The organism is Pseudoalteromonas sp. SIMBA_162, assembly GCF_046535955.1.
Taxonomy (GTDB): domain Bacteria; phylum Pseudomonadota; class Gammaproteobacteria; order Enterobacterales; family Alteromonadaceae; genus Pseudoalteromonas; species Pseudoalteromonas marina.
This window is the reverse complement of the sequence record NZ_JAWJBQ010000003.1, coordinates 180,597-204,065: the sequence shown is the minus strand read 5'-3', so window position 1 is coordinate 204,065 and position 23,469 is coordinate 180,597. Positions and strand designations below refer to the sequence as shown.

Annotated in this window: 26 protein-coding genes; 21 read left to right on the top strand and 5 right to left on the bottom strand. The window is 38.9% G+C overall.

Annotation, left to right across the window (positions count from 1 at the left end; translation table 11 throughout):
* Nucleotide 1: 1 nt before the first annotated feature.
* The 4 genes from R0J88_RS03735 to trmB are packed head-to-tail and all read left to right on the top strand — an operon-like array spanning nt 2 to nt 2,987.
* The gene (locus tag R0J88_RS03735) at nt 2–622 is read left to right on the top strand and encodes a flavin prenyltransferase UbiX (RefSeq protein ID WP_006791563.1); all 621 of its coding nucleotides are present in this window, start codon (nt 2–4) and stop codon (nt 620–622) included.
* Nucleotides 622–1,551: an ABC transporter ATP-binding protein gene (locus R0J88_RS03730; protein ID WP_006791562.1), complete on the top strand. Its 930-nt coding sequence runs from the start codon at nt 622–624 to the stop codon at nt 1,549–1,551. The genes R0J88_RS03735 and R0J88_RS03730 overlap by 1 nt, the downstream gene beginning before the upstream one ends.
* A complete protein-coding gene (locus R0J88_RS03725; protein ID WP_006791561.1) occupies nt 1,552–2,319 on the top strand; it encodes an ABC transporter permease in 768 nt (255 codons plus the stop codon).
* Nucleotides 2,319–2,987 carry a tRNA (guanine(46)-N(7))-methyltransferase TrmB gene (gene trmB, locus R0J88_RS03720; RefSeq protein WP_410899117.1) on the top strand — a complete coding sequence of 223 codons (669 nt, stop codon included), beginning with the start codon at nt 2,319–2,321 and terminating at the stop codon, nt 2,985–2,987. Before R0J88_RS03725 ends, trmB begins: the two co-directional genes overlap by 1 nt.
* A 59-nt stretch (nt 2,988–3,046) precedes the next feature.
* Here trmB and R0J88_RS03715 read toward each other — a convergent pair whose 3' ends face one another.
* Nucleotides 3,047–4,930, bottom strand: coding sequence for an EAL domain-containing protein (locus R0J88_RS03715; protein ID WP_410899116.1), 1,884 nt, complete (start codon nt 4,928–4,930; stop codon nt 3,047–3,049).
* Nucleotides 4,931–5,204: 274 nt separating this feature from the next.
* Here R0J88_RS03715 and panP point away from each other — a divergent pair, with 274 nt between their 5' ends.
* Nucleotides 5,205–6,833 carry a pyridoxal-dependent aspartate 1-decarboxylase PanP gene (gene panP / locus R0J88_RS03710; RefSeq protein ID WP_410899115.1) on the top strand — a complete coding sequence of 543 codons (1,629 nt, stop codon included), beginning with the start codon at nt 5,205–5,207 and terminating at the stop codon, nt 6,831–6,833.
* Nucleotides 6,834–6,886: 53 nt separating this feature from the next.
* Here panP and argE read toward each other — a convergent pair whose 3' ends face one another.
* The gene (argE, locus tag R0J88_RS03705) at nt 6,887–8,032 is read right to left on the bottom strand and encodes an acetylornithine deacetylase (RefSeq protein WP_410899114.1); all 1,146 of its coding nucleotides are present in this window, start codon (nt 8,030–8,032) and stop codon (nt 6,887–6,889) included.
* 221 nt (nt 8,033–8,253) lie between these two features.
* Between argE and argC the strand changes: the two genes are divergently transcribed.
* From argC to R0J88_RS03635, 14 genes are all read left to right on the top strand, one after another.
* Nucleotides 8,254–9,264: an N-acetyl-gamma-glutamyl-phosphate reductase gene (argC, locus tag R0J88_RS03700; RefSeq protein ID WP_410899113.1), complete on the top strand. Its 1,011-nt coding sequence runs from the start codon at nt 8,254–8,256 to the stop codon at nt 9,262–9,264.
* Nucleotides 9,264–10,031, top strand: coding sequence for an acetylglutamate kinase (gene argB, locus R0J88_RS03695; protein ID WP_410899112.1), 768 nt, complete (start codon nt 9,264–9,266; stop codon nt 10,029–10,031). The genes argC and argB overlap by 1 nt, the downstream gene beginning before the upstream one ends.
* Nucleotides 10,032–10,038: 7 nt before the next feature.
* Nucleotides 10,039–10,971 carry an ornithine carbamoyltransferase gene (locus tag R0J88_RS03690; protein WP_410899111.1) on the top strand — a complete coding sequence of 311 codons (933 nt, stop codon included), beginning with the start codon at nt 10,039–10,041 and terminating at the stop codon, nt 10,969–10,971.
* On the top strand, nt 10,968–12,170 hold the full coding sequence (locus tag R0J88_RS03685; RefSeq protein WP_286890498.1) for an argininosuccinate synthase: 1,203 nt from the start codon (nt 10,968–10,970) through the stop codon (nt 12,168–12,170). The genes R0J88_RS03690 and R0J88_RS03685 overlap by 4 nt, the downstream gene beginning before the upstream one ends.
* Before the next feature lie 48 nt (nt 12,171–12,218).
* On the top strand, nt 12,219–14,084 hold the full coding sequence (gene argH, locus R0J88_RS03680; protein ID WP_410899110.1) for an argininosuccinate lyase: 1,866 nt from the start codon (nt 12,219–12,221) through the stop codon (nt 14,082–14,084).
* A 258-nt stretch (nt 14,085–14,342) separates the two neighbouring features.
* Complete coding sequence (locus R0J88_RS03675) at nt 14,343–14,549, top strand: hypothetical protein (RefSeq protein ID WP_010556958.1); 207 nt, start codon at nt 14,343–14,345, stop codon at nt 14,547–14,549.
* A 16-nt stretch (nt 14,550–14,565) separates the two neighbouring features.
* Nucleotides 14,566–15,099, top strand: coding sequence for a hypothetical protein (locus R0J88_RS03670; RefSeq protein ID WP_410899109.1), 534 nt, complete (start codon nt 14,566–14,568; stop codon nt 15,097–15,099).
* 349 nt (nt 15,100–15,448) lie between these two features.
* Complete coding sequence (locus R0J88_RS03665; protein ID WP_410899108.1) at nt 15,449–15,958, top strand: hypothetical protein; 510 nt, start codon at nt 15,449–15,451, stop codon at nt 15,956–15,958.
* Nucleotides 15,958–16,488 (top strand): hypothetical protein, encoded by a 531-nt coding sequence (locus R0J88_RS03660; RefSeq protein ID WP_410899107.1) that lies wholly within the window; start codon nt 15,958–15,960, stop codon nt 16,486–16,488. Before R0J88_RS03665 ends, R0J88_RS03660 begins: the two co-directional genes overlap by 1 nt.
* Nucleotides 16,488–17,018, top strand: coding sequence for a hypothetical protein (locus R0J88_RS03655; protein WP_410899106.1), 531 nt, complete (start codon nt 16,488–16,490; stop codon nt 17,016–17,018). The genes R0J88_RS03660 and R0J88_RS03655 overlap by 1 nt, the downstream gene beginning before the upstream one ends.
* Entirely contained in the window at nt 17,018–17,560 is a 543-nt protein-coding gene (locus tag R0J88_RS03650; protein ID WP_410899105.1) for a hypothetical protein, read from the top strand. Before R0J88_RS03655 ends, R0J88_RS03650 begins: the two co-directional genes overlap by 1 nt.
* 13 nt (nt 17,561–17,573) lie before the next feature.
* A complete protein-coding gene (locus R0J88_RS03645) occupies nt 17,574–18,080 on the top strand; it encodes a hypothetical protein (RefSeq protein ID WP_305401168.1) in 507 nt (168 codons plus the stop codon).
* A complete protein-coding gene (locus R0J88_RS03640) occupies nt 18,080–18,610 on the top strand; it encodes a hypothetical protein (protein WP_410899104.1) in 531 nt (176 codons plus the stop codon). Before R0J88_RS03645 ends, R0J88_RS03640 begins: the two co-directional genes overlap by 1 nt.
* Entirely contained in the window at nt 18,610–19,125 is a 516-nt protein-coding gene (locus R0J88_RS03635; RefSeq protein ID WP_410899103.1) for a hypothetical protein, read from the top strand. The genes R0J88_RS03640 and R0J88_RS03635 overlap by 1 nt, the downstream gene beginning before the upstream one ends.
* 59 nt (nt 19,126–19,184) lie before the next feature.
* Here the strand turns inward: R0J88_RS03635 and coaD are convergent, their stop codons facing one another.
* Entirely contained in the window at nt 19,185–19,676 is a 492-nt protein-coding gene (coaD, locus tag R0J88_RS03630) for a pantetheine-phosphate adenylyltransferase (protein WP_138740230.1), read from the bottom strand.
* Between the two features lie 188 nt (nt 19,677–19,864).
* Here coaD and R0J88_RS03625 point away from each other — a divergent pair, with 188 nt between their 5' ends.
* Complete coding sequence (locus tag R0J88_RS03625) at nt 19,865–20,518, top strand: TetR/AcrR family transcriptional regulator (RefSeq protein ID WP_006791540.1); 654 nt, start codon at nt 19,865–19,867, stop codon at nt 20,516–20,518.
* 98 nt (nt 20,519–20,616) lie between these two features.
* Entirely contained in the window at nt 20,617–22,074 is a 1,458-nt protein-coding gene (gene thiI, locus R0J88_RS03620) for a tRNA uracil 4-sulfurtransferase ThiI (protein ID WP_410899102.1), read from the top strand.
* Nucleotides 22,075–22,112: 38 nt separating this feature from the next.
* Here thiI and R0J88_RS03615 read toward each other — a convergent pair whose 3' ends face one another.
* Nucleotides 22,113–23,015 (bottom strand): ketopantoate reductase family protein, encoded by a 903-nt coding sequence (locus R0J88_RS03615; RefSeq protein ID WP_410899101.1) that lies wholly within the window; start codon nt 23,013–23,015, stop codon nt 22,113–22,115.
* Entirely contained in the window at nt 23,008–23,358 is a 351-nt protein-coding gene (locus R0J88_RS03610; RefSeq protein ID WP_006791537.1) for a VanZ family protein, read from the bottom strand. Before R0J88_RS03610 ends, R0J88_RS03615 begins: the two co-directional genes overlap by 8 nt.
* Nucleotides 23,359–23,469 lie beyond the last annotated feature (111 nt).

The window sequence follows — 23,469 nt, the reverse complement described above, 5'->3', positions numbered from 1 at the left end:
TTTGCAATTTAAAGATAAAATCACCTTAGCGTTCAGCGGTGCCTCTGGCGCACCATATGGTTTAAAGCTGCTTGAAGTGTTACTAGAGCAGCAATACCAAGTGTATGTACTTATTTCGAGCGCAGCCCGAGTTGTGCTTGATACTGAGTCAAACATAAAGCTCTCGGCAAATGAAGATAAAGCCACTGAGCAGTTAAATACGCTATTTGATGCACAGCCACAACAATTACAAGTATTTGGTAAAGATAACTGGTTTAGTCCTGTAGCCTCTGGCTCTGCAGCGCCTAAAAAAATGGTTGTGTGTCCATGTAGTGCGGGGTCAGTATCGGCGATTGCTGTAGGCGCATCTGATAATTTACTAGAACGTGCGGCCGATGTAGTGATTAAAGAACGTGGCCAGCTTATTTTAGTGCCGCGTGAAACGCCTTTTAGCGAGATTCATTTAGAGAACATGTTAAAGCTATCGCGTTTGGGCGTTACCATTATGCCTGCAGCGCCGGGCTTTTATCATAAGCCGCAAAGCATAGAAGATTTAGTCGATTTTATGGTGGCTCGCATTTTAGATCATTTAAACATTGAGCATACACTAACAAAACGTTGGGGTTATGGTGAGGGTAAGTAATGAGTAAGCAAAGTATTGCATTAAATATTGAAGGCCTTACCAAGGTATACAAAAACGGCGTAGAGGCTGTTAAAGGTGTTGATTTACAAGTAGACGAGGGCGACTTTTTTGCATTACTTGGGCCAAATGGCGCAGGTAAATCAACAACGATTGGTGTTATTTCGTCTTTGGTCAATAAAACTGAAGGTAAAGTGGAGGTATTTGGTTACGATATAGATACCCATCTTGAAGCTGCCAAGGCGCATTTAGGCTTAGTACCACAAGAATTTAACTTCAGCCAATTTGAAACGTTGACCCAAATATTAGTAAACCAAGCAGGTTATTACGGTGTACCGCGTAGCGAGGCACATAAGCGTGCTGATAAATATTTAGCCCAGCTTGGTTTGCTTGAGAAAAAAGATAAACAAGCGCGTACTTTATCAGGCGGTATGAAGCGTCGTTTAATGATTGCACGCGCACTGATGCACGAGCCAAAGCTACTTATACTTGATGAACCAACAGCGGGTGTAGATATAGAGTTACGACGCTCTATGTGGGAGTTTTTACGCAAAATTAATGAACAAGGCGTAACGATTATTTTAACTACCCATTACTTAGAAGAAGCAGAACTGTTGTGTAAAAACATTGCCATTATCGATACCGGTCGCATTGTTGAAAACACGACGATAAAAGCACTGCTTGCAAAGCTTGATAAAGAAACGTTTGTACTTGATTTAAAAATGCCAGCTAAGCCAGTCACGTTGCAAGGTTATAAATTTACCATGACGGACGATCACACTATTGAGGTTGAAGTGGCTAAATCACAGGGCTTAAATGCAGTGTTTAGTGCGCTTACAGAGCAAGGCAATACTGTATTAAGTATGCGTAATAAGGCCAATCGATTAGAAGAGCTATTTGTAGGATTACTAGAGCAAGGGCGGGGCGAATAAATGTTTAAATATGGCGTAGCGCTAAAAAGTATATGGATTAAAGAGTGTATTCGTTTTCTACGTATTTGGGTGCAAACTCTAGTACCACCTGCCATAACAATGAGTTTGTATTTTGTTATTTTTGGTAACCTCATAGGCTCGCGCATTGGTGAAATGGGTGGGTTTAGTTATATGGAGTTTATTGTACCGGGCTTAATAATGATGTCGGTTATTACAAACTCATATTCTAATGTGGCTTCTAGTTTTTACTCGACTAAATTTCAAAAAAGTATAGAAGAGCTGCTTGTTGCGCCAGTGCCTAATTACATTATAGTACTAGGCTATATGGGCGGTGGTATGACTCGCGGCATGATGGTGGGCTTTATTGTTACCTGTGTATCGCTGTTGTTTGTTGATATTCAAATACACAATATATTTGTAATTATGGCAACGGTGATTTTAACCTCGGCGGTGTTTGCGCTAGGTGGTTTAATTAACGCTATTTACGCTAATAGCTTTGATGACATTAGTATTATTCCCACATTTATACTTACTCCGCTAACGTACTTGGGTGGCGTATTTTATTCAATTACCTTGCTACCTGAGTTTTGGCAAAATGTATCGCAAATCAACCCTATCATCTATATGGTTAACGCATTTAGGTACGGGTTTTTAGGTGTATCGGATGTTGATTTAACCGTCGCATTAGGTGTTATTTTAGTGTTTATTACCGTGCTATTTACTGTTGCGCTTACATTAATCAAAAAAGGTGTGGGGCTAAGACATTAATGAGTGATGCAAATTCTCGAAGTATTGTATCTAATCAGGCCGGTATTCACGAAAAGCTTGATGAAATAGTAAATAAGCATTTAAACGCCGAGTTTAAAAAGCCTATTGCAGCACACACGCAAGCGGCATTTGATGAGGTTAATGAAAAGGTTAAGGCATTTAATGGCCCTCTTATTTTAGACTCTTGCTGTGGTGTAGGTGAAAGTACTGCTAACTTAGCTAAGCTTCATCCAGATGCTCTTGTGGTCGGGATTGATAAGTCGTCGCATAGGCTTGATAAACACGACGTTCAATATAAGCAAAGCGACAGAGGTCAGTATATTTTGGTACAGGCTGATTTAAATGATTTTTGGCGCTTAGCAGTTGCAGCAAATTGGCAGCCAAGCCACCACTATTTGTTGTATCCAAATCCATGGCCTAAATCTAAACATATTCAACGCAGATGGCACGGTGCAGCTATATTTCCTTATATTGTTAAGTTAGGTGGCTTATTAGAAGTACGCAGTAACTGGGACATATATGTTAAAGAATTTGCAAGGGCGCTTGAACTAACCAGCCATATTTGCGAAGTGCAGTCTTATCACAGCGACGATGCAATCACCCCGTTTGAGCGAAAATATTGGGCCAGTGGTCAGCAAAGTCACCGGCTTGTTATTGATTTAACTTAAGTTATGTTTAAGCGTTTTTCTATCGACTCAAAATATCTTTATCACTAACGTTTGGTTAATTAACTGACTAATTCAGCATTTTCTGGTGTAGCAAATTGTGGCGTAGGTTGGGCAAAATGGTTACCCTGCATTAGCGTCACATTTGCTTTTTCTAACGCATTTACGGTGGCTGCGTTTTCTACAGATTCAGCAATTAGCTGTAAATCTAATTGGTTAGCAAATGCCGCTATATGCTCAATAAATAAGTAAATGTCGTTATCGTGTATTATCTGTTTTATTAATCCGCCATCTAACTTAATACCGTCAACTTCAAGTTTTAGAACATTTGAAATATTTGAATAACCGCTACCAAAGTCATCAATTATTACCTTAACCCCTTTACTTTTAACCATAGAAATAAATGCTTTAACTTCAGAATAATTTGCAATCGCTTGAGTTTCTATTAACTCTAAAGTGATATTGCTTGGGTGCGGATAGCGCTTAAGCTCGTTTGTGATGAATTCATTTAAGCTTGGATCTAACATGTCTTGCGCTGTTATATTTAAGCTCCAACAAATGTTTGTTTTTCTAAAGCGGCTAATGCATTGTGAAAATATAGTGCGGGTTAATAACCCGTCCATTCTGGAGCGAGTAACTACATTTAAAAACGCATCGGGTTTTAAAATCTCTCCGCTTGCGGTAACCATTCGTGCCAAACATTCGTACTGCACTATCTGGTTTGTTTTGGTATCTATTATTGGCTGAAAGTAGGGCACAATACGGTTGTTATCAAATGCATCATGCACTTCTTTGGCCATTTCTACATTGTATTGATATTGAGTTTTAACATCGTGAAGTGCTTTAGAATAATTAATGACTGTGTGCCTACCTTGCTTTGCTTGTAGTGCAGCAATATGAGCATTTTCAAGTAATAGTGATTTATTACCCGTCGCAATACCTGCACATAATGTGATGTATATAAATGGATCAGTTAATAAAGGCGTATTGGCATTATAGGTTTCGATTAAATCGTTCAGCTCTTCATAAGGTGTTTCTTTAGGTGATAGTAGCACCAATTTATTGGTGGCTAAGCGGTATAAATGACAGTTGGCAGAACAGCGGCTCTTAAAATGCATAAGCAAGTTTTTCATTACTTTGTCGCCGATTTCGGTGCCGTAAAAGCTATTTATATCTTCAATTTCATTCACCCAGACAACGGCTAACTGCATATGATGACTGTTACTTTTTTTAAGTAAGTATTCCAACGCAATGTGGTTTTCAAACCCAGTACTGGAGTCTGTTGCTAATGAGCGCTTAAGTAAGTAAACATAAATAGCGGCAACGAGTACAGCTATAAAAAAGAAGAAGCTTGCCATAGCAGCTGCTTTAGAGACGCTTTCGCTTAGCTTTTGGTTAAGATCAAGAATCGTTATATCAGCGCCAGTAAGGTAAGTTTTACCTGTTGTATCGTCAACAAAAGGGATAAATATAGTTTTAAAGTGTCCCCATTGATCGGCCGATACTTCAAATACCGGCTCAGTGGAGTAAAAAGCGCTTATGTTGAGATCGGTTGCTTCTGGGTATAAATCTAAATATTGCGTTATTTTGCCATTGTTCATATCGTCTTGCGTATAGCTAGATGCAGTAAAGTATACGCGGTTGTTTTTTAATATCATTGCATATACATATGCCACATCAAGCGCTTGTGCAAACTCAGAAAGCTGCCTGCTTTTGACTTCATAGTCAAAAAAATTAATTTGACCGTTTTGATTCATGGTATTTAGGTAGTCATCACCGAGTATATGCTTAACACTGGCTGCGGCATTAAGAAGGCGCGCATCAACAGATTCCATAATTTCAGCGCGGGTTGTGTGGTAGGTGTAGTAAATATAGACCATTAAACTGACTAAAAATGAAGCAAAACCAGCCACAAACCAGCTTACTTTCACTCTTCCCTTAAGCATTGCCTGTCCCTTTTTTATTGTTTTAATGATTATACTTAAAATACAAAATTGCCCAATAAATAATTAGTATTTATTAGATTAAATAAAATTTTAATTAAATTAACACTTTTTTGTCATGCGTGGTGTTGCTTTTAAGGGTTTTAACGAGACATTTTACTTATATTGCAGTACAGTTAGCGCAATTATTTAGAAACACTATTGCTTAACTTACCGCCATATTTGGGCGTTTTTACTAGTTAAACAGGTGTTTTAGCAACACACACTAGGTATTAAGATGGATCAAAAGCGTTGTGCCGTCGCCTCTAAAGAAAGCCTCAAGCGTATATTTACTGTACCTGAAGCGCCTGACTCAACTTTAAGCAAAATTGAGCTTGAAATATCGAGTAATTTAGCAGGTTTTTTAAACGAAAATATAGCGGCAATCGAAAAACCATTACATGAAATTGAAAAAGACTTTCAAGCTGCGGTGATCCCAGAAAACCCAACGTTTGTATCTGCTTATGCTCAAGACATAATGGAGCAACTTGTTGCGCATTCTGTGCATACGGCTGCACCAAGTTTTATTGGTCATATGACATCAGCTTTACCGCATTTTTTACTGCCACTGTCAAAGTTGATGGTGGGACTAAATCAAAATCTAGTAAAAATTGAGACATCTAAGGCATTTACTCCACTTGAGCGTCAGGTGTTAGGTATGATGCATCATTTAGTCTATGGCCAAAATGATGCGTTCTACTCTAAATGGATGCACAGCGCTAAAACTTCATTAGGTGCATTTTGCTCTGGTGGCACGGTTGCAAACATTACTGCGCTTTGGATTGCTCGAAATCGTTTGTTAAAAGCCGATGGTGAATTTACCGGTATTGCAGCCCAAGGGCTAGTGGCTGGTATGCTGCATTATGGATACAAAGGCTTAGCGGTATTAATTTCAGAACGTGGTCATTATTCATTAGGGAAATCGGTTGATTTATTAGGGATAGGGCGCGACAACTTAATTGGTATTAAAACAACGGATGACAACAAGGTCGATGTAACTGCCATGCGAGACAAAGCCCGCGAGCTTGAGTCCAAAGGCATTAAAGTAATGGCGATTATTGGTGTTGCAGGTACAACCGAAACCGGCAATATTGATCCGCTTAACGAAATGGCTGATTTAGCGCAAGAGATTAACTGTCATTTTCATGTTGATGCAGCATGGGGTGGGGCAACGTTGTTATCGAACACGTACCGTCCTTTGTTGAATGGTATTGAGCGAGCAGACTCAATTACAATTGATGCCCACAAACAAATGTATGTCCCGATGGGCGCAGGTTTAGTGTTATTTAAAGACCCCGCTGCAACCGATGCAATAGAACACCATGCTGAATATATATTGCGTAAGGGCTCTAAAGATTTAGGTAGCCACACACTCGAAGGTAGCCGCCCTGGTATGGCTATGTTAGTGCATGCTTGCTTACGTGTTATTGGCCGTAAAGGCTATGAAATGCTAATAGATAGAAGTATTAAAAAAGCAAAATATTTTGCTGATTTAATCAAAGCAGATGAAGATTTTGAGCTTATTTCAGAACCTGAACTGTGCTTGCTCACTTATCGTTATGTGCCAAAACAAATAAAACAAGCGATTGCTGAGGCTGATGAAAAAACACGGATTGATATTTTTGCCTCACTAAATCGTTTTACAGCCAGTATGCAAAAACGCCAGCGTGAGTCAGGTCGTTCGTTTGTGTCGCGTACACGTTTGACCCCAGCTCAATACGATAATCAACCTACGGTTGTGTTTAGGGTTGTACTGGCTAACCCGCTTACCTCGGGTGTGATTTTAAAAGAGATATTAGCTGAGCAAAAAGAGCTTGCTAAAACAGACCCTGTATTTAAAAAGTATTTAAGCAAATACATGAAATAGTAAATGCCGCATTTATAAAAAAGACGCTAACAAGCGTCTTTTTTATTGCTTAGTTAAAAGCAACAGGCTTTTATAATATTGCTAATGATGTGCTGTGAAGGCTTTATTTTTTCCATAGCTAAAAATTCGTCAGGTTGATGCGCTTGGTTAATTGAACCCGGCCCCATAACTATGGTTTCACAACCCAGTTGCTGAATAAAAGGTGCTTCTGTACAGTAATTAACAGCAATGGCTTTTTGGCCTGCTATTTTTTCTGCAAGTTGAACTAGCGCACTGTCGGTATGGCCTGTAAATGCCGGTATTGGGTCGTGCAGGTCAATTACACTCACTGAGTTAGGGTATTGTTCGTTAATCTCTTTTGTTGCATCTAGCAGCAGTGCTTGTAGCTCTTGCACGCTAAGCCCTGGCAATGGGCGCATATCGATATGCATTTCACAACAACCACATATTCTATTTGCGTTGTCACCACCATGAATATTACCTAAATTTAAAGTAGGATAAGGTATTTCAAAGTGGCTTAGTGAATACTTATTCTTTAATTGCTCTTTTAAGATCAGTAATTTTGAAGTCACTTTATGCATAACTTCAATGGCGTTTAGACCACGTTCGGGATCTGAGCTATGCCCTGAGCGTCCTACGACTCTTATAGCTGTACTCATATGGCCCTTGTGTGTAAATACCGGAGTCATATCAGTGGGTTCACCAATAATACAGCGTGCTGGCTTTAAGTTAGGATGTTTGCAAATTTGCTGTGCGCCTGCCATTGTTGTTTCTTCATCGGCGGTAGCAAGTATTAAAATAGGCTGTGTTTGTAGTCTTTCATCTAGTTCGCTTATAGCTTGTAATACGAAAGCAAAAAATCCTTTCATATCAATACTGCCTAGCCCATACAGTTTGTTGTCGAGTTCTGTTAATTTAAACGGATCATGATTCCAGCGGCTATCATCAAACGGCACTGTGTCGGTATGCCCAGCAAGCATTAAACCGCCATCGCCAATGCCACGTTTTGCTAATAAGTTATAACGCCCTTTTTTACCTTCAAGTTCTATTATTTCACAGGTAAAACCGAGCGTTTCACACCAGTGGGCAAGTAACTCGATAACGTTTTTATTACTCATGCATTCGCTGTCTTCAATTGCACTGATAGACGGGGCTGCAATTAATTGCTGGTACATAGAAATAAACGAAGGCAAAGACATAAAAAATTCCAAAATAACTATTCAATTTAATTGCATAACAATATAAAAGTATTTATTATGAATATCAATTCACTTTTTAAGCATAAATATATTAAGTAACACAATGAAGATAATGCGACGATAATCAAAATTCATTAACAAAAAAGACTTACTTAGCATCTAAGCTAGTGTAAGCGAACACATAAATAAGTAGTAATAGATTTTAAGATAGTGAGCAAATAATGAATGTAACGATTATTGGCGCAAGTGGTTACAGCGGCGCAGAACTAGCAAGCCTTATTGCTAAACACCCAAGTTTAACTTTATCAGGTTGTTATGTATCTGAAGGTAGCCTAGACAAAAATAAATTACTGAGTGATTTATACCCAGAACACTTAGGCTTACTTGATATTCCTTTACTTCCTCTTACTGACTCAGCGTTCAACGACATTAACGCGAATGCAGATTACATATGCTTGTGTACCGATCATAAAGTAAGTGTAGATTTAGCCCCGCAATTTTTAGCAATGGGTAAAAAGGTATTTGACTTGTCTGGTGGTTACCGCCTTGCAAGCAATGATGATTACGTTACTTATTACGGCTTTGAACATAAGCACCCTGAGCTATTAAATGAATCGGCATACGGTTTAGCTGAATGGAATAGCAACGAAATTGCAAATGCAAATTTAGTGGCTGTTGCGGGTTGTTACCCTACTGCGGCGCTGAATGCGCTAAAGCCACTTCAGCAAGCAGGTTTGTTAAGCGACGACAGAATTATTATTAATGCAGTGTCGGGTGTAACTGGCGCAGGGCGAAAAGCCAGTGTCGGTACTCATTTTTGTGAAGTATCGCTAGCGCCATATGGTTTATTTAATCATCGCCACGGACCAGAAATAGAGCAACACCTTGGTCATCAGGTTTTATTTACACCTCATTTAGGTAACTTTGCTCGCGGTATTTTAGAAACCATTTACGTGCAACTAAAACCTAATGTTACAAGTGAGCAAGTGGCTAAGGCCTTCAGCGTGCTTGAAAACGAGCCTTTAATCCGCTTATTAGGTAGTAAGATCCCGTCAATTAAGGGAGTTGCAAAGCAGCCTTATGTTGATATTGGTTGGCAGCAGCAAGGCTCTCAACTCATTGTTATGGCAGCCATTGATAATTTATTAAAAGGTGCTGCAGGGCAAGCCCTGCAGTGTATAAATTTATCAATGAATTTAGACCACACCACAGGCTTAAAAGGAGCGTTTTAATGGCTAAAAAAACGTGGGTTATAAAGCTTGGCGGCGCTGTACTCAATACTGAAAATGCTGCTCATGCGTTATTTGATGTGTTGTCTAATCAGCCAAGTCATAACTTTGTAATTGTGCATGGTGGCGGGGCATTAGTCGATACATGGTTAAAAGAAGCCGGTTTTGTTAGTGCTAAGCATCAAGGTTTACGTATTAGCCCGGCAGAACAAATGCCCCACATAGTTGGTGCACTTGCAGGCTGTGCAAACAAGCAGCTAATGGCTCAAGCTATTGCTGCTGGCCACAAACCTGTGGGTTTAAGCCTTTACGAAGCAGGCGTAACCGCATCGCAAAAGCTCAAAGCATTGTGTTTAGTAGGTAAGTGCGAAAGCAACAACGACTCTATTATTAACGATTTAATAAAAATTGGGCGCCTACCTATTGTTAGCTCTATAGGTTTTGATGAACAAGGACTTTGGTACAACGTTAATGCTGACGAGGCAGCAGCAGCTATCGCAAATAATTTAAATGCAGAACTTATTTTTATGACTGACGTAGAGGCCGTGCTTGACGCTAATAAGCAGCCGTTACATAACCTTGACACAAAACACATTGAGACTTTAATTGCAGAGGGAGTAATTGTGGGCGGGATGGAGGTCAAAGTTAAGACCAGTCTTCACGCTGCCCTACACTTACGACGCGGTGTGTATATTTCCAGCTGGCAAAAGCCAGAAAATTTAACTGCTTTGCTAAACGGCGAGCATGTCGGAACGAAGATTACACCATAGGGTTACCATGTTAGAGAATTTTTTAACCGGTCTAGAGTTAGACCAACAAGGCGCACTTAAATTATTAAAGCTAGCGCGTGATTTAAAAGCAAATCCCGAGAAATACAGCCAAGTATTAGCGGGCAAATCAGTGGTTACACTATTTGAAAAACAGAGCTTACGTACGCGTTTATCGTTTGATATTGGCATTAACCGTTTAGGTGGTCACGCTGTATATTTAGACCAGCAAAATGGCGCTATGGGCGCACGTGAATCAGTAAAAGACTTCGCGCTTAATATTTCTACATGGGCTGATGGTATTGTAGCGCGTGTAAACCAGCACAGTACGTTAACCACCTTAGGTGAGTACTCGAGTGTACCTGTAGTTAATAGTTTGTGTGATTTATATCACCCATGCCAAGCATTGGCAGACTTTTTAACGCTTCAAGAAGTACATGGCGATGTAAGCGAGCTTAAAGTCGCTTATTTGGGTGAAGGTAATAACGTTACCCATTCATTAATGCTATTAGCGGCAACACTCGGTACTGATTTTGTTGCTGTTACACCAAAAGGGTGTTCGCCTGATTCGCAAATTCTTAAAAAGGCTGAGCAAATAGCAGCTATGAATGGCGCATCAGTAATGGTGAGTGACCGTGTAGAAGCGGCGGTTGGTGCAAACGTTGTTTACGCCGATACATGGGTTTCAATGGGGGACGATACCCCGCTTGAGCAAGTAAAAGAAAAATATATGCCTTATCAGCTAAACCAAGCATTGCTAGATCAAACAGGGGCGACTACGGTATTACATTGCCAACCGGCACACCGTGAGTTTGAAATTACCTCTGAGGTAATGGACGGCCCAGCATCAAAAATTATTCAACAAGCAGAAAATCGCATGCATGCGCAAAATGCTCTGCTAGTTACATTACTAAATCCAAATTTTGTTAAGGAACACCTATGAGTTCAATTAAAAAAGTCGTTTTAGCCTATTCAGGTGGTCTAGATACATCGGCTATCGTGCCATGGTTAAAAGAGAACTACGGCTGTGAAGTAATCGCGTTTGTTGCCGATGTAGGCCAAGGCGCAGAAGAGCTTGAAGGCGTTGAAGAAAAAGCCATCGCATCAGGCGCATCTGAATGTTACGTAGTTGACTTAAAAGATGAAATGGTAAGTGACTACATTTACCCAACGCTTAAAACGGGTTCTATTTACGAAGGTACGTATTTACTTGGTACCTCTATGGCGCGCCCAATTATTGCTAAGGCGCAAGTAGAAATTGCACGCAAAGTAGGGGCTGATGCACTTTCACATGGTTGTACGGGTAAAGGTAACGACCAAGTACGTTTTGAATCGTGTTTTGCAGCGCTTGCACCCGATTTAAAAGTTATTGCGCCATGGCGTGAGTGGGACTTATCAAGCCGTGAATCACTACTAGATTACTTAGCCGAGCGTGATATTCCGTGCTCTGCTTCAGCAACAAAAATTTACAGCCGTGATGCAAACGCATGGCATATTTCGCACGAAGGCGGCGAGCTTGAAGATCCATGGTGTGAGCCTAGCGATCAAGTTTGGACCTGGACTAACTCTCCAGAGCAAGCCCCAGATAAAGCCGAACTTGTAACATTAAAAGTAGTTGAAGGTGAAGTGGTTGCCGTAAATGGTGAAGAGCTTAAACCTTATGATTGTTTAGTTAAATTAAACGACATTGCATCACCGCATGGTGTTGGCCGTGTTGATATAGTAGAAAACCGTTTAGTCGGTATGAAATCTCGCGGTTGTTACGAAACCCCAGGTGGTACCGTGATAATGGCGGCGCTTCAAGCAATAGACGAACTGGTACTTGATAAATCAAGCCGTAAGTGGAAAGAAGTATTAGGCGGCGAATTTTCGCACTTAGTGTACGACGGACGTTGGTTTACGCCACTTAAAGACTCTATTTTAGCGGGCGCTGAGGCACTGTCCACATTAGCAACGGGTGAAGTGGTACTTAAGCTTTATAAAGGCCAAGTGACTGCGGTTCAGAAAAAATCACCTAACAGCCTATACAGCGAAGACTTTGCAACCTTTGGCGAAGATGATGTGTATGACCAATCACATGCTGAAGGCTTTATTCGTTTGTTCTCGCTTTCAAGCAGAATTTCGGCGTTGTCTAAAAAGTAAATTTTACGCCCCTTGTAAAAGGGGCATTACAGGGTTTGGAGATATTTCATGGCATTATGGGGCGGACGTTTTTCTACGGGTCCAGACGAGGCGTTTAAGCAATTTAACGACTCTCTTCCATTTGACTACCAATTAGCAGAGCAAGATATTATTGGCTCTGTGGCATGGGCTGGCGCACTTGAACAAGTTAACGTGTTATCAAACGATGAGCACAAAGAATTAGTATCGGCATTATACGAGTTACTCGAAGAGGTAAAAGCAGATCCAACCGCTGTAGCTACCTCAGGTGCTGAAGATATTCATTCGCACGTTGAAGCGGCTCTAATTGAGAAAGTGGGTGATCTAGCTAAAAAGTTACACACAGGCCGAAGTCGTAATGACCAAGTAGCCACCGACTTTAGATTATGGTGCCGTGATACTGCCGATCATATTTTAAAAGCCATTGCCCAATTAAAAGCTGAATTTGTTGCGTTAGCCGAACGTGAACTGGGGACTATTTTACCAGGTTATACCCATTTACAACGTGCACAACCCGTATTATTTAGCCACTGGTGCATGGCATATGTTGAAATGCTAGAACGCGACGAAAGCCGTTTGCAAGACGCTAAAGCCCGTATGAACTATTGTCCGCTAGGCAGTGGCGCGTTGGCTGGCACTGCTTACCCAATTGACCGCCAAACACTTGCACAAGGCTTAGGCTTTACAGGTGCAACTAAAAATAGCCTTGATGGCGTTTCAGACCGTGATTTTGTTGTTGAGTTATTAAGTTGTGCTTCAATTTCAATGATTCATTTATCGCGTATGTCTGAAGATTTAATTTTTTATAACTCAGGTGAAGCGGGCTTTATTGAGCTTGCCGACAATGTTACGTCTGGCTCGTCTTTAATGCCGCAAAAAAAGAACCCAGATGCACTTGAGCTTATTCGTGGTAAAACAGGCCGTGTATTTGGTGCTTTTAGCGCCATGATGATGACCCTTAAAGCACTCCCTCTTGCTTACAATAAAGATATGCAAGAAGACAAAGAAGGCATTTTTGATGCGATGCCAACATGGCTTGCGTGTATTCATATGGCACAAGCGTGTATTAAAGGCGTAAAAGTAAAAGGTGAGCGTACATTGGCAGCGGCAAAAGGTGGCCATGCAAATGCAACCGAGCTGGCTGATTACTTAGTTGCTAAGGGGGTACCTTTTAGAGAGGGGCATCATATTGTAGGTGTGCTGGTGCAGCTTGCAATAAGTGAAGATAAAACCCTTGAGGAGCTCTCACTTGAACAATATAAATCAGTAAATGATGTGTTTGAAGACGATGTTTATCCGGTACTTGAAATAGACGCCTGTATTAAAGCGCGTCAAGCAATTGGCGGTACCTCTATTGAGCAAGTCACTAGCGCAATTAAAGCAGCCAAAAAAAAACAGCAGATAACGGTTCGTGATGCCAACCTAGACGACGTTGAATCAATTGCAAAACTTATTCAACATTGGGCAACCGTCGGCGAAAATTTGCCGCGTGCTAAAAGTGACATGGTGCATTCAATTAATGAATTTGCTGTAACCGAAATAGACGGCAAGGTGTCGGGCTGTGCATCGCTGTATATATACGATACCGGCCTTGCAGAGATACGCTCTTTGGGTATTGATCCGCAAAGTGCGGTGACTGGGCAAGGGCGGCAATTAGTTGACCATTTGCTAATAAAAGCCAAAAAATTGGCACTTAATCGCGTAATTGTGCTTACTCGCGTGCCAGACTTTTTTGAAAAACAAGATTTTGCTTTTTGCAGTAAAGACAGCCTGCCTGAAAAAGTGATGAAAGATTGTGAATTGTGCCTTCGTAAAGAAAACTGCGACGAAGTAGCAATGGAATACATTTTAAAGCCAAGTAACAAAGCGGCGATCCCGTGTAAATTCGTGGCTTAAACTCCCTGGATACAAAAAACGTACGGTTACCCCTGTGCGTTTTTTTATGCCTGAGTTTGTCTGGTCGGAGGTGTTTTGATTGTGTCAATTCCTAGTAATTTACTTAAAAATAAAATTTAAACAAAAGTTGGTACATAGCTTGCAAATAGCTATGAGGTTATAAATAGCAACTACCGCCATGAGTAGTGCATATACCTACACAATGGTGTGATTTAGTTTTACGCCAATTAAATTTAAACTTTTATAAGGATCAATTACATGCAAATTTCAGCTAATAGCCAAGTGCAAATGCAAGCATACAACAAAACACAACAATTACAGCCTTTGGCTCAACAAACTACTAGCACTAAAACCCTACAATCTGATACAGTGAGTTTCTCGCAAGAAGGTTTGAGTGCAGCGAGTGCTGATTTAAGCCGTTCTGCCATTTTGTTACCAGAATTAGTTCCTAAAAAACCAAAGTGATAATTTAAGGCGTTAGATGTTCTTACAAAATTTATTTGGGCTGTTTTCACTCTCTGCTTTTTTTATGTGGGGATTTTTAATGGCTTTTTTTTTTAATGCATTTGTTTATTCACTGGATGTGAAAAGAGGAACAACCCTCTTACTAAGTTCTTTTGTTATGATGTGTTCATACACCTTATCAGATTACTTTTTTACTTGGCTTTCCCTAAAAAATTCACTCTACTTAAATTTCGCCTTATATGATATAGCTACAATTACCGCTCTTCTGTGCTTATATAAAATAGTAAAAAAAACTACCCAATCATTTTTATATTTAATAATAGGTCTCAGTATCAATACCGTCTTCTTTGCGTTAATGCATATCGATATATACATTTATGAAAACAAACAACATTGGTGGTTGTGGGAGGCATTCTTATACACTGTAAACCTAGTTGATATTACAATGATTGTAGCTTTGATAGTTGATAGAGATATTTTAGGGCTGCATAAGCTTAAAAATGCAACCTGCACTTTACTAAATCCAAGCGCTAATTCAAAAATGCCCTAGCTTAAAATTATTTTATTTTTGCGATGAAAAACGTCAAAGCATAAATTAAAGTGCGGTAACTTTACTCAAAGTGACTACGGTACGACTACCAGCTATTATAAAGTATTAAGCCACATGTCACTCAGCTTTAGACTGTAAAATAAAAGCATACTCCTAAAACTTGGTAAACAACTAAATCATGAAACGCTTTAAAACTAGCCCCAATTATCTATGTACATTAGTGCATTTTTATAATGGGTATTTTTAATGACTTTTTTATTCAGATTGGTTTCAAACATATGCAAACCTATCAAATTAAACGTGCACTTACCGACCAGAATGACCTGCTCTTATTACATTAGCGATTATTATGTTAGATGACCTGATGTTAAGTCCTGATGTAAGTTTTTATATTGGAGCATTGGTACAGTGGGGTTTTTTAATGGCCTTTTTGTACTCATTAGTTTCTAGCATTAATACACCTGACAAAAAGCGTGTTTGGTTATCTCTAGTGATGACGGTTTCATATCTATCAAGCCTTTTTATAAATATTCAAACAATTCAGTACCTCGATTTTTTTTATTTTGATATAGCTACTATTTTTGCCCTAGTGGTACTTAATTTATTTATTAAAGAGAGGCTTATACCCGCCTATTTATTAACGGGGCTCTCAGTGAATGCTATCCTATTTTTAGGAATGCACTTAGATACCGTAATTTATAATAACTACGAACCTTGGCTTTTTACAATAGTGTATTCTTGGCTAGTCAACTTTAACGACTTTGCCATGGTTGCTGTTTTTTTCATTAAAAAAGATTTCTTGCGTTTGGTTAAATTGAAATATGTTGTGTTGAATTTAAAAGCACCGGTGGCTAGGTAATGGATAGTTTTTTGGAAGACTTATTTTGGAGTCTTGCTGAAATTAGCGAGCTCTTAGGCATACTTATTACATGGTTATTTGTTTTTACATTTTTATATAACTTGTCTGCTGCTATTAATAAACCTGACAATAGCCGCACTCAGCTGTCATTCATTATGATGGTTTCTTATACGTTGAGTTTGTACATAAACATATACACACCATTACGGTACCTACAATTATTTGCCTTTGATGTAGTCACTATTGCCGTTATTTTTATTTGGCGGCTGTGCTTAGGTAAAGTCATCCCTGTAGGCTTTTATTATTTAATAGCAGGGCTGTGTATTAATGCAGCGCTTTTTATGGCCATGCATATTGATCGAACAGTAAGCTCAAATTACGAATTTTGGTGGTTGTGGATGCTTTATGGCTTTTCAACACTTATTGTTGATTTCACAATGGCAGTAGTACTTATTGTTAATAAAGATATTTTAGGGTTGGTTAAATTGAAAAATTTTGTGTTGAATCGTAAAACACCGGTGGCTAGGTAATGGGTAGTTTTTTGGAGGACTTCTTTTGGAGCCTCGCTGCAATTAGCAATCTTTTAGGTATACCTATCACATGTTTATTTGTTTTTGCATTTTTATATAATCTGTCTACGGCCATTAATAAATCAGACAATAGCCGTACTCAACTGTCATTAATTATGATGGTTTCTTATACGTTGAGTTTGTTCATTGACATGTATACATCATTCCTGTTCCTAAAATTATTTGCCTTTGATGTGGTCACTATTGCCGTTATTTTTATTTGGCGGCTGTGCTTAGGTAAAGTGATCCCTATTGGTTTTTATTATTTAATAGTAGGGCTCTGTATTAACGCATCGCTTTTTATGGCCATGCATATCGATACTATAGTAAATCCAACACATGAATTTTGGTGGTTATGGATGCTTTATAGCTTTTCAGCACCTATTGTTGATTCCATAATGGCTTTAGTACTTATTGCCAATAAAGATATTTTAGGGTTGGTTAAATTGAAAAGTGTTGTCTTGAATCGTAAAACACCGGCAGCTAGATAATGGGCAGTTTTTTGGAAAGTATTTTTTTAAGCCTAGCTGAAATTGGTGATCTACTCGGTATTTTTATTACGTGGCTATTTGTTTTTACTTTTCTATATAATTTATCTGCGGCTATTAATAAACCTGATAATAGCCGAACTCAATTGTCATTCATTATGATGATTTCCTATACGTTGACACTGTATATATATGCATATACGCCATCAGTTTACTTGCAACTATTTGCCTTTGATGTCGCTACCATTATAGTTATTTTTATTTGGCGGAAGTACTTTGGTAAAATAATTTCAATTGGCTTTTATTATTTAATCGTAGGGCTCACTACTAATGCAATATTTTTTATGGCTATGCATATTGATACAATAATACAGCCTTATGATGGATATTGGTGGTTATGGGGGGTATACGGATTAGTGGTACCACTTGTTGATTTAACCATGGCTGTAGTACTTATTGTCAATAAAGATATTTTAGGGTTAGTTAAGTTCAAAAATACAGTAATAAATCGTAAAAATAAAGCCGGTGAAATAAGGAAAGTGTAGTTTGGTGGATTTTATGTGGAGTCTCGCTGCAATAAGCGAGCTCATAGGTATAATTATTACGTGGTTATTTGTTTTTACTTTTTTATATAACCTTTCTGCAGCGATTAATAAACCTGATAATAGCCGCACTCAACTGTCATTCATTATGATGGTTTCTTATACGTTGAGTTTATACATAGACGCTTATACTCCAGCGCCTTATCTTCAATTATTTGCCTTTGATGTCGTCACCATTGCTGTTATTTTTATTTGGCGGCTGTGCTTAGGTAAATTTATCCCTGTTAGCTTTTATTATTTAATCGTAGGGCTGTGTATTAATGCATCGCTTTTTATGGCCATGCATATTGATAGTATTATAAATCCAAATTTCGGGTATTGGTGGTTGTGGATGGTTTACGGTATCTCAACACTTATTGTTGATTTCATAATGGCTTTAGTACTTATTATCAATAAAGATATTTTAGGCTTGGTTAAATTGAAAAATGTTGTGTTGAATCGAAAAGTACCGGTGGCTAGGTAATGGGTAGTTTTTTGGAGAACAACTTTTTTAACCTCGCTGAAATTGCTGAGCCCTTTGGCATACTCATTACATGGCTATTTGTTTTCACATTTTTATATAATTTGTCTGCGGCCATTAATAAATCAGACAATAGCCGCACTCAACTGTCATTCATTATGATGATTTCGTATTCGTTGAGTTTGTACATAGATGTATATACGCCATCAGTTCATTTACAGTTATTTGCCTTTGATGTCGCAACCATTATCGTTATTTTTATTTGGCGACTGTGCTTTGGTAAAATCATACCAATTAGTTTTTATTACTTAATAGTAGGCCTCACTATAAATGCGACACTTTTTATGGCGGTATATATTGAATCAATTGTAAAGCTATATGATGGGTATTGGTGGTTATGGGGAGTTTACGGGTTGGTGATGCCGCTTGTTGATATAACAATGGCTTTAGTACTTATTATCAATAAAGATATTTTAGGCTTGGTTAAATTAAAAAACAGTGTACTCAATCGTAAAAAACAGGTTTCTGTTTAATGGGTAGTTTTTTGGAAGATTACTTTTGGATGATGGTTTCAATAGCTGAACCTTTTGGTATTTTTATAACGTGGCTATTTGTTTTCACCTTTTTATATAACTTGTCTGCGGCTATTAATAAAACCGATAATAGCCGAACTCAACTCTCATTCATTATGATGGTTTCGTATACTTTGTGTTTATACATAGATATGTATACACCACTTAGGCATTTACAGTTATTTATTTTTGATGCGGTTACGATTGCGACTTTTATTATTTGGCGTTACAGCCTAGGAAAAGTGATCCCTGTCAGCTTTTACTACTTGGTAGGGGGGTTGTCTATTAACGCCACGCTTTTTCTGGCAATGCATGTTGATTTTATAGTAAACCCATATTTCGGTTATTGGTGGTTATGGGGAGTTTACGGGTTAGTGATGCCGCTTGTTGATATAACAATGGCTGTCGTACTTGTTACTAATAAAGATTTGTTAAAACTGGTGTGGTTAACTAAAAAACTAACCACACGTGCTTAATGTATTATTAGAGGCTTAATACCCCTATATTTTTTGCTTTGGTAAAGCACTCACTAGGCTTAATTAGTATTGCAGCCTACTTTTTCTTTGAGTGCTTTTACAATAATAGGGTCTACAAATTCGCTTACATCACCCTGATGACGCGCCACTTCTTTAACTAAAGTAGATGAAATAAAAGAATTTTTTTCAGCCGGTGTTAAAAATACACTTTCAAGATCGGGGTTTAGGCGGCGATTCATGTTGGCTAATTGAAATTCATAATCAAAGTCAGACACCGCCCTTATACCGCGAATAAGTACGTGTGCGTTGTGATCGCGTGCTAAATCGGCCAGTAATCCAGAAAAACCAATAACTTTTACGTTATCTAGGTGGCTTAATATTGTGTTTGCTAGCGCAACACGTTCTTCAAGGTTAAAACATGGCTGTTTACTTGGGTTATTAGCAACAGCAACCAAAACAGTATCAAACATTTTGGCAGCACGCTGTATTAGGTCTGTATGCCCATTAGTAAGTGGATCAAAAGTGCCGGGGTAAATTGCAGTAACGTTCATAAGGTTCACAAATTATAATTTTGTAGCAGTTTAACAGTGTTTACAGAACAAATCAGCCCAGTTGCTAGTGCTGCCATTAGCGGTAATTTTAAGCGTTGTTTAGGGCGTGTTTTAATTGTTAATTTTGTTTATACTGCCTATCCAAATTTGAGTGTAATGTAGCCAATAGACTATTTGAGTATTAGCATATGAATACCAAGGAAAAAATAATACACACCAGTATTTCGTTGTTTAATGAAAATGGTGAGCGTGCAATCACAACGAACCATATTGCATCGAGCTTAGGGATGAGTCCGGGTAATCTTTATTATCACTTTAAAAATAAAGAAGATATTATTCGCCATATTTTTGCGCTTTACCGTGATCACTTAAGTACACATTTTAAGCCTATTGATAAAGACGACGATGCATTTAGTCATTTAACTGCTTATCTCGACTCGCTATTTGAACTTATGTGGCGTTTTCACTTTTTTTACGACAACCTTGGCGATATCCTCTCTAGAGATACCGACTTAAAACAAGCGTATATTGATTTTCAGCTTGAGTTATTAGAGCAAGTTCGTAACGTTATTTTGGGATTGCGCGATAAAGGCATGATCGCCATTGACGAACAAGACGTGACCGAATTAGCCCACACACTTAAACTCACTGTTAGCTTTTGGACCCCTTACATAAAAGCACGAAGACCCAGTGGCTCGTTGGCTGAGCAAGATATTTATTATGGTATTTTAAAAGTATTGGCTTTATTTAGGGCTTACAGTACAGAAAAAAGCAGCGTACAGATGAACCAACTTCGCGAAAAGTACACGGCACTTGCACAGCAAGCACCGGCAGTAGCATAACGCTTCATTTATTGGCTGTTTCCTAGACGTTAAAATTTTTGCTATAATCGCGCGCCAAATGCCTGGGAGCGCGAATTCCCGCAGTCTAAGAGTGAACTATGCTTAAATTTATCGTCAAACTACACCCCGAAATAGCTATCAAAAGCCGCTCGGTTCGTAAACGCTTTACTAAAGTGTTAGAAAATAACATTAAAATTGTATTGCGTCGTATTGACGAAAAAGTACAAGTAAGAAACAACTGGGATAACATTTCAGTTGTCACTAAATTAACTGACTCGCAAACTCGGTTAGACTTTATTGATGGTTTGCAACGCATTCCAGGTATAGTGCAATTTATTGAAGTGACCGAAGTCGAATTTAGTACGTTGGACGAAATTTATCAAAAAACCTTTGAGTTAATTGGCCACACAATTGCGGGTAAAACATTTTGTGTACGTGCAAAACGTATAGGCCAACACGACTTTACTTCAACTGATTTAGAGCGTTACGTTGGTGGTGGTTTAAACCAACACGTTGAAGGTGCCCGCGTAAAACTTAGCCGCCCAGAGGTGACTATTCGTCTAGAAGTAAAAGATGACAAAGCCTACATTGTAACGCAAACACATTTGGGTATGGCGGGCTTCCCTTTGCCAACTCAAGAAGATGTGCTGTCGTTAATGTCGGGTGGGTTTGACTCAGGTGTTGCTAGCTACCAAATGATACGAAAAGGCGCGCGTACGCACTTTTTGTTCTTTAATTTAGGTGGTGCTGCCCACGAAATTGGCGTTAAACAAGCGAGTTACTTTTTATGGAAAAAATACAGCTCTACTCATAAAGTAAAATTTATTACGGTCGACTTTGAACCTGTTGTTGCCGAAATTTTAGAAAACGTTGAGAACAGCCAAATGGGCGTTGTACTCAAGCGTATGATGATGCGTGCCGGTAGCGCAGTGGCCGAAAAGCTAAATATTCAAGCGCTTGTAACGGGTGAGAGTATAGGGCAGGTATCTAGCCAAACGTTGGCTAATTTAAGTGTGATTGACCGCGTAACCGAAACCCTTATTTTACGCCCGCTAATTCAGCATGATAAGCAAGAGATTATAAACATTGCGCGCCAAATCGGTACCGCTGAAATGGCCGAAACTATGCCAGAATACTGTGGTGTTATATCTAAAAAGCCAACGGTAAAAGCAAAAATAGACGTGATTAAAGGCGAAGAAGAAAAGTTCGACTTTGATGTACTTGATACCGTTATAGATAACGCGCGTGTTATGGATGTTCGTGATATCGACGTAGAAGCTAAGCAAGAGCTTAAAGAGGCTGAGTCGGTTGCCGATTTACCGCCTGGCTCTGTGGTTGTTGATATTCGTTCACCAGAAGAAGAGGACGCCGCGCCGCTTGAAATTGAAGGTATTGAAGTAATCCACTTACCGTTTTTCCGCTTAGCTACTAAATTTGGCGACCTACCAAAAGATAAAGATTATTACCTGTATTGCGATAGAGGTGTAATGAGCCAGTTGCAAGCGCTTATTTTACACGAGCAAGGCTTTACAACGGTAAAAGTGTATCGTCCTTAAAGGGTAAGTAAATACGTTAATAGTTTATAAAGCGTGGTTTAAACCACGCTTTTTTTTGCCTGAATTTTAGCAAGTAACTCATTATTAGTTGGGGTTTTGATGTTGTAACGTTTGCCTTGCTCGCTAATATACCCACAAATAGCCATTATTTCTGTTGGCCTGTTATTAGCAATATCTTGCTGCATTGAAGAATAATTTTCAGCGGTAAGCGACATTACGGTGTAAGCGTTATTTAACGCATCAGCTAAAGCAATATTCAACCCTTTTGCGTTAGCAACCCTGCAGCCCTCATAGAGTAAACTCATTATCGTTGCGCTAAATGCAGGGGCACGCAATTGGCCGTTTTTTATATTGTGAAGTGCAGTTAGTGGGTTAATAGCCACATTAACCAACAGCTTTTCAAAGCGAAGTTGCTCAATGTTATTGACCATTTTTAAATTAGGAATTGCTTGAAGTAGTGGTGATATAAATTGTGGATTTTTAGCTGCAAGTTTATTACAGCCACCAATCACGCTTTGCCCTTCACCGGTATGTTGCACTATGTACTGGGTAGACTTAAATCCGGCCATGCTGGTGGTTAAAAAGTATAGTGCTTGCTGAGTGTTCAGCTGAGGAATAAGCTCTTCAATATTTCCCATTCCATTATGAGAAACGACTAATATTGAATTTGCAGCAAGATAAGGTTTTATTTGTGAAAACGCATCTTGGACCTGAAAAGCTTTAACTGTAAAAATAACAACATCATAATTAGGTTGTTGCGCCAGATCGCTTAAATTAATAAAGCGTGCATTAATGTTATGTGACGGGGCATTTTTACGGCTATAAAAACGCGTATTGCAGGTTGGTTTGCGTGTTAAAACATGAACATTATTTTTGTGACTTAAAAAGTGGCTTAGTAACAAGCCAATAGCGCCATCGCCTACAATTAAAATATTAGTCATAGGGATTCTTTTTTCGAGGTGTAAAAATAACTCTTAGTAAAAAGTAACTAGCAGCACCAGCAAAATCAGCTATAAAATCGCCAATAGAGGCCTGCCTGTAGGGGAGTGCGTCTTGCATTATTTCAATTGATGCGCCGTAACCGGCCAATAACAAAATTTGTGCGTATAAGGGAAGCTTAAACGCTTTATCCATAATAATGGCAAGCACAAAAAAAATCCCAAAATGGGCTACTTTATCAATGTGTGGAAATAGGTTAGCTGCGCCTTTTATTTCTTTGGCAAATAAAAAAGTAAACGCCACGATGCTGAGCAAAAAAACAGCTTGGTAAACACGCCTTGTCACGTAAAATCCTAGAGTCGCTTAAAAAAGAAACTTGAGTATATCAAACTAAATGAGTATCGCACCTGAACAAGATGCAGAAAAATGTAAAGATTTATAGTTTTAGCGTTATAA